This window comes from Aquabacterium sp. (genome assembly GCF_036279675.1).
Classification (GTDB): domain Bacteria; phylum Pseudomonadota; class Gammaproteobacteria; order Burkholderiales; family Burkholderiaceae_C; genus Aquabacterium.
Genome location: NZ_DASUIS010000080.1, coordinates 1 through 5,249 on the forward strand (window position 1 = coordinate 1; position 5,249 = coordinate 5,249).

6 protein-coding genes are annotated in these 5,249 nt (G+C 64.6%); 2 read left to right on the top strand and 4 right to left on the bottom strand.

The features are described from left to right. Positions 1–204, top strand: a 204-nt coding sequence (locus VFW93_RS09885) for a PaaI family thioesterase (protein ID WP_329693830.1), incomplete at its 5' end; no start/stop codon positions are given. Positions 205–230: 26 nt separating this feature from the next. Here the strand turns inward: VFW93_RS09885 and VFW93_RS09890 are convergent. From VFW93_RS09890 to VFW93_RS09900, 3 genes are read right to left on the bottom strand one after another with little or no spacing between them, the layout of a single operon-like run. Beyond that, positions 231–1,238 (bottom strand): NAD-dependent epimerase/dehydratase family protein, encoded by a 1,008-nt coding sequence (locus tag VFW93_RS09890; RefSeq protein WP_329693831.1) that lies wholly within the window; start codon positions 1,236–1,238, stop codon positions 231–233. Then, positions 1,235–2,320 (bottom strand): hypothetical protein, encoded by a 1,086-nt coding sequence (locus tag VFW93_RS09895; RefSeq protein WP_329693832.1) that lies wholly within the window; start codon positions 2,318–2,320, stop codon positions 1,235–1,237. The genes VFW93_RS09890 and VFW93_RS09895 overlap by 4 nt, the downstream gene beginning before the upstream one ends. Positions 2,321–2,355: 35 nt before the next feature. Beyond that, positions 2,356–3,162 (bottom strand): SDR family oxidoreductase, encoded by an 807-nt coding sequence (locus VFW93_RS09900; protein WP_329693833.1) that lies wholly within the window; start codon positions 3,160–3,162, stop codon positions 2,356–2,358. 87 nt (positions 3,163–3,249) lie between these two features. On the opposite strand from VFW93_RS09900, the gene VFW93_RS09905 reads away from it, so the two are divergent. Next, a complete protein-coding gene (locus VFW93_RS09905) occupies positions 3,250–4,314 on the top strand; it encodes an AraC family transcriptional regulator (RefSeq protein ID WP_329693834.1) in 1,065 nt (354 codons plus the stop codon). On the opposite strand, the gene VFW93_RS09910 is transcribed toward VFW93_RS09905, so the two are convergent. After that, the coding region (locus tag VFW93_RS09910; RefSeq protein ID WP_329693835.1) for an alpha-L-fucosidase at positions 4,302–5,249 on the bottom strand (948 nt) is incomplete at its 5' end. The two genes, VFW93_RS09905 and VFW93_RS09910, sit on opposite strands and share 13 nt — an antisense overlap.

Below are 5,249 nucleotides of genomic sequence, written 5' to 3' on the forward strand. Positions count from 1 at the left end.
GCCATCAAGGGTGTGCCGCGTGGCATCGACTTCGCGATCGCCTACATGCGCTCGGCCAAGCCGGTGGACACCTTCGTGCAAGGCACGACCGTGCGCCAGGGCAACCGCGTGGCGCTGGTGCAGGTCTCGATCTGGCAGGACGACCCGCAGCGCCCCGTGGCACAAGCCCGCGGCCATTGCCTGATGCCGCGCGATGAGGCCTGATCCGGCCTTGACACGCGACAGGCTCGCTACAGGCCGCGCGCCTGGATGTCCTCGCCCAGCGCCTGCAGCATCTGCTCGTAAGACACCTTCGGCGCCCAGCCCAAGGCACGCGCCTTGGCGGTGGGAAAGTGGCTGTCCCAGGCGATGAGGTTGAGTGCCTCGCGCGTGACGGGCGGGCGCTGGCGCTGAAAGAAGCGCCTGAAAATCGGCTCCACCACGCTGGCGCCCAGATAGGCCGCCCAGCGCGGTATCGAGCGGGGCAACGGCGCCTTCATCAACAAGGCCAGATCGTTGAAGTAGCGCTGCCAAGTCACCGGCAGGTCATCCTCGATGTTGAAAGCCTGGCCATAAGCAGCGGGCGTCTGCGCTGCCAGCAGCATGAAGTCGGCCACGTTGTCGACCACCGTCAGCGCGGCATGGCCCTGCCCGCCGCCGATGAGCGCCGGCAAGCCCTGGCGCAAAGCGTGGGCCGCATCCAGCAACCACGGACCTGATCCAGGCCCGACGATATTGGCCGGCCGCACCACGCACACCCGACCGCCCTGAGCCTTGAAGCGCCAGGCCAGTTTCTCCTGGCCTTGTTTGGCCTTGCCGTAAGGTCCTTGAGGCTTGCCGGGTGGCGCATCTTCCGCACACACGCCGTGCTGGATCGCGTCGCCATAGGCGCAGATGCTGGTGGTCAGCACCACGATGGCATGGCTGCGCAAGGCCGCCTCGAACACATGGGCGGTGCCGCCCACCGTCACGCGATCATGTGCTTCATAGCTGCCCGCATCACCGACCAGCGCCGCCAGATGAAAGACATGCGAGCAGCCCCGAACCGCCCGCTCGACGTCACCGGCCCTGGTGATGTCGCCCCGCAGGATCTGCACACGTGCGCCCCACTCCAGCGGCGCCTGTTCGTGAGGCAAGGCCAGCACCCGTACAGCCCATGTCGTGCGGGTCAGGATCTGGCGAACCAGCGCCTGGCCGAGAAAGCCACAACCGCCGGTCACCAGCACGGTCAGATCACGCTCGTTCATGTTGGCGCTCATGTGGTCTGCCTCCTCACCTGGCCAAAGTGGGCCTCACCAAACAGGTGGCTGGCCACGTCACCCGGGAAGGCCCAGAAAGGTGTGCGCTCGCTGGAGGTCGCGCAATTCGGATAAGCGGGGTTGGCCGAACGGCCTGCCAGCGTCTTTTCCAGCACCATGGAGATGTACTGGTCGTTGCTGCCCTCCAGCGTGTTGCCATTGAGGATGACCTCGACACCGGTGCGCTGCGCATACTGCCGGACCGCATTGATGCGCGAGTTCATGGGCTCATAGGCGTCTACCCCCACGCCGTTCTCGCTGGTCACACGGATGCCGTCGGGCACACGGGCTGCCATCGAGTGGTTGCCTTCGGTGTGACCTGGCGTGTGGATCAAGGCGAGGCCGGGGCCCAGGCTGAGGCTGCCCTCGAAGGTGATGACGCGCTCAGGGGCGATGCCATCGATGCCCTTCGGGCAGTACCAGTCAGCCTGAATGGGCAGCAAGGCTTGCGTGGAAGCCCATTCCTGGCGATGCACCAGCAGCCTGGCCTTGGGGAAGTAGCCGGGCTGGCCATGCGTGCCCAGCCACTTGCGCACATCATGGGTGTGCAGATGGTCGTAGCTGATGTAGTCCACCTGATCCGGCGTGATGCCGCATTCGGCCAGCGCACCTTCCACCGTGTTGTACTGCGGTGCCACCACATTGATCAGGCTGCGCGGCATGCCTTGCGCCAGTCGCTTGAAGAAAGGCGTTTCGCGGTTGGCCTCATGGTCGGTGGGTGACAGCATCAAAGTGCGCAACACCTTGTCGTGATCCAGGTACTGCACCACGAACAGCTTGTTGAACAGGTGGATCAAAGGGAACTTGAAGCCACGGTGCGCGAACACGCCAGAGAAGGCGTAATAGGTCGGATAAGGCGCGCGGATCAGGTTGAAGCTGCGGTAGAACAGCACCTCGGGCTCGGCCATCATGCGGTCGTGCAAGGCCTGCGCGCACTGCCGCACGGCCTGCAGGCGCACTTGCGGACTGGTTGAGACACGCGCATGGTCGAAGTCGGCCAGCGCCTGCATGCCTGCCGGCATGGGCGTCGTGATCGTGGTCATGAAAACTCGCTAAAGGATGGGAACGAAAAGCGTTGTCAGTGGCCGGCCATGCGAGCGGTGACCAGACGGTTCATCCAGTCCGGCGACAGCTTGGACAAGAGATAGAACAGCCTGGTCTGCATGCCCACGGGCGTGTGCACGGGCAGACTGCCCGGCGCGCCCTGGGCCAGTCGCCAGATGCTGGCGGCGATGTCATCGGCGGACAGGCGCACACCCAGTGTCTGCACCGTCTTCATCTTGCTCACGTCGTTGGCCACCATGGCCGTGTTGACGAACAGCGGCAGCACATCCACCACGCGGATATCGAAACGTTGCCATTCGATGTCCAGCGCCTCGGTGAAGCTGCGTACGGCCGCCTTGGTGGCCGAGTAGGTCGACAGCATGGGCTGCCCGTACAGGGCCGAGGCAGAGCACAGATTGACCACACGAGACTGCGGCGTACGACGCAGATAAGGCAGCGCCGTGTGGCAGCCGTTGACCACCCCCTTGAGGTTGATGTCGATGAGGCGATGGTGGCGGATCAACTCGGCCTCTTCGAAGTAGTTCGTGACCGACACGCCTGCGTTGTTGACCAGCACATCCAGACGCCCGTCGGCGGCCTTGAAGAAGGCTTCCAGCTGACGTGCCCAGTCATCGGGATGGCTCACATCCAGTCGCCCCGCGTGGCAGCGGTGTGCTCCCAGTTGCTCGCGCAAGGCCATCACGCCGGCCTCGTCCACGTCATACGCCCCGATGAACCAGCCCGCCTTGGCAAACCGCTCGGCAATCGCCCGGCCGATGCCCGCGGCCGCTCCCGTGATGAAGACGCTCTTGGTGCTGGTCGTGCTCGTGGTCTGGCTCATGGACGCTCCTGATCTGATGCGCAGCATAACGGCCACAGGGTTGACAGGTCTTGACGCCATCGGCCATGTTTTTTAACAATTTCATCCATGCCAACCACCCCTCACGCCAGCCCGACCAGCCCGTTACCCGCCCGGCTGTATGCACGAGATGCGGTGCAAGGCATGGTCCCGCTGACCTTTCTCAGGGTGCTGGCCGGCTATCTGCAGGCGCGTGGCGTGGCACCTCACGAGCTGATCCCCAGGCGCTACAAGCTTGACGGCACGCAGCACCTCGGCCGCATGCCCGCCCAGGATTACTGCCTGCTGCTGATCCAGGCAGCCGAGCGCCTCCATGACCCGCTGCTGGGCCTGCACCTGGGCCAGGCCATGCAGCCCGCGCAACTGGGCGCACTGGGCTATGTGTTGCTGGCCTGCGAAAACCTGGGGGCTGCGCTGATGCGCATCCAGCGCTACCACCGGCTGGTGCACGACATCAACCCGATCGAGCATGCGGTGGTCGACGGGCAACTGGAGTTGCGCTGGGGCACGGCACACGGCAAGCCCGGCGCCTTGTTCGACGAGGCCGGCATCACCAGCATCGTGCAGTTCGGTCGCGACCTGTGCGGCCAGGACCTGCCACTGACCGCCGTGGATTTCGTGAACCCACCGCCCCCCGATGCTCGGCCCTACACGCGCTACTTCGGCTGCCCGGTGCGCTTTGGCCAGGCCATCACGCGGCTGGTGATCCCGCTGGAGACGCTGGCGGCCCCACTGCGTCAACCGGATCCGACCCTGCTCAAGCTGATGGAAGCGCAGGTGGACGCCGCCATGGCCCAGTTGCCCCAGACAGGCAACCTCGGTGACATGACCCAACGTGTGGTGGCGCACCTGGCCCCGCATGGCATGCCCGAACTGGAGCAGGTGGCCCACGAACTGCGGCTCTCACCGCGTGTGTTCTACCGGCGCCTGGCCGATCAGGGCCTGAACTTCAGGGACTTGCGAGAAGCCGCCTTGCAGCAACTCGCCGACCTGCACCTGCGCGACGAGCGGCTCACGCTGGCAGAAGTCAGCGGCCTGCTGGGCTATTCCGAACAAAGCGCCTTCACGCGGGCCTTCAAGCGCTGGAAAGGCGTCTCACCACTGCAATGGCGCCATCAGCTTCAACGCCAGTAGCTGCCGCTGGAAGCCAGGTACGCCGCCCACACGCTGCGGTGGAGGCGGACCTTGATGGCCACCAGGGATGAGCTGGTTCCGTTAGTCGCTTGATACGGCAAGGTGAGCTGGAGATCGCCGCCTTGCTGTGACCACAGCGGCGCACTGCTGCGCCCCAGCACGGTCACCGCCTGCGATGCGGGCACGCTCGTGTCCACCAACACGTCTGGCAAGGTCAGCGTCCTGTCTTTGGCCCAGGCCTGGTCCACGAACACATACAGATGGCCCTGTTGATCGGTGGTGAACTGCAGCTTGTCACCCTCGCGGGACAAGGCACGGTCATGGCGCCACGGGCGTGTGCCATAGATGGCCGGGCCGTGCACGCTCAACCAGCGACCCAACTCACGCAAGGGCAGCGCCTGCTGATCCGGCACACTGCCGTCCGGCCTGGGCCCGATGTTGAGCAGCAGGTTGCCGTTCTTGCTGACCACATCCACCAGCAGGTGAATCAAGGCATCACCGCTTGAGAAGGCCGTGTCATTGGCCGTGTACGCAAAGCTGCGGCCCACACCGCGTGTGCCCTCGAAGTAGCGCGTGTTGGGATAGGCCGCTTGCGGGAAGTCGATGTACTCGTGCGTATCGAAGTCGCTGAAGACCTTGCTCACGGAAGGCGTCACAGGTTCGTTCAGGCTGGCCACATTGATGGCGGACTGCAGCCCGGCCATCAAGCCTTCGTAAACCAGATTGGGCCCCTGCTTCTCGAAAGCCGAGTCGTAGAAGCGCACCGGGCTCTTCCAGCGGTCATTGACGACGCCATCGGGCCGACGATTGAAGTAGTAGGCCTGCACTTCATACGGGTTGCCGATGAAGGCCAGGTCGTTCCACAGCAGATCAGGCTGGTAGCGGTCGATGAGGTCGAAGTAGTGCGCACGCACCAGTGCCCGCAAGTTCTGATC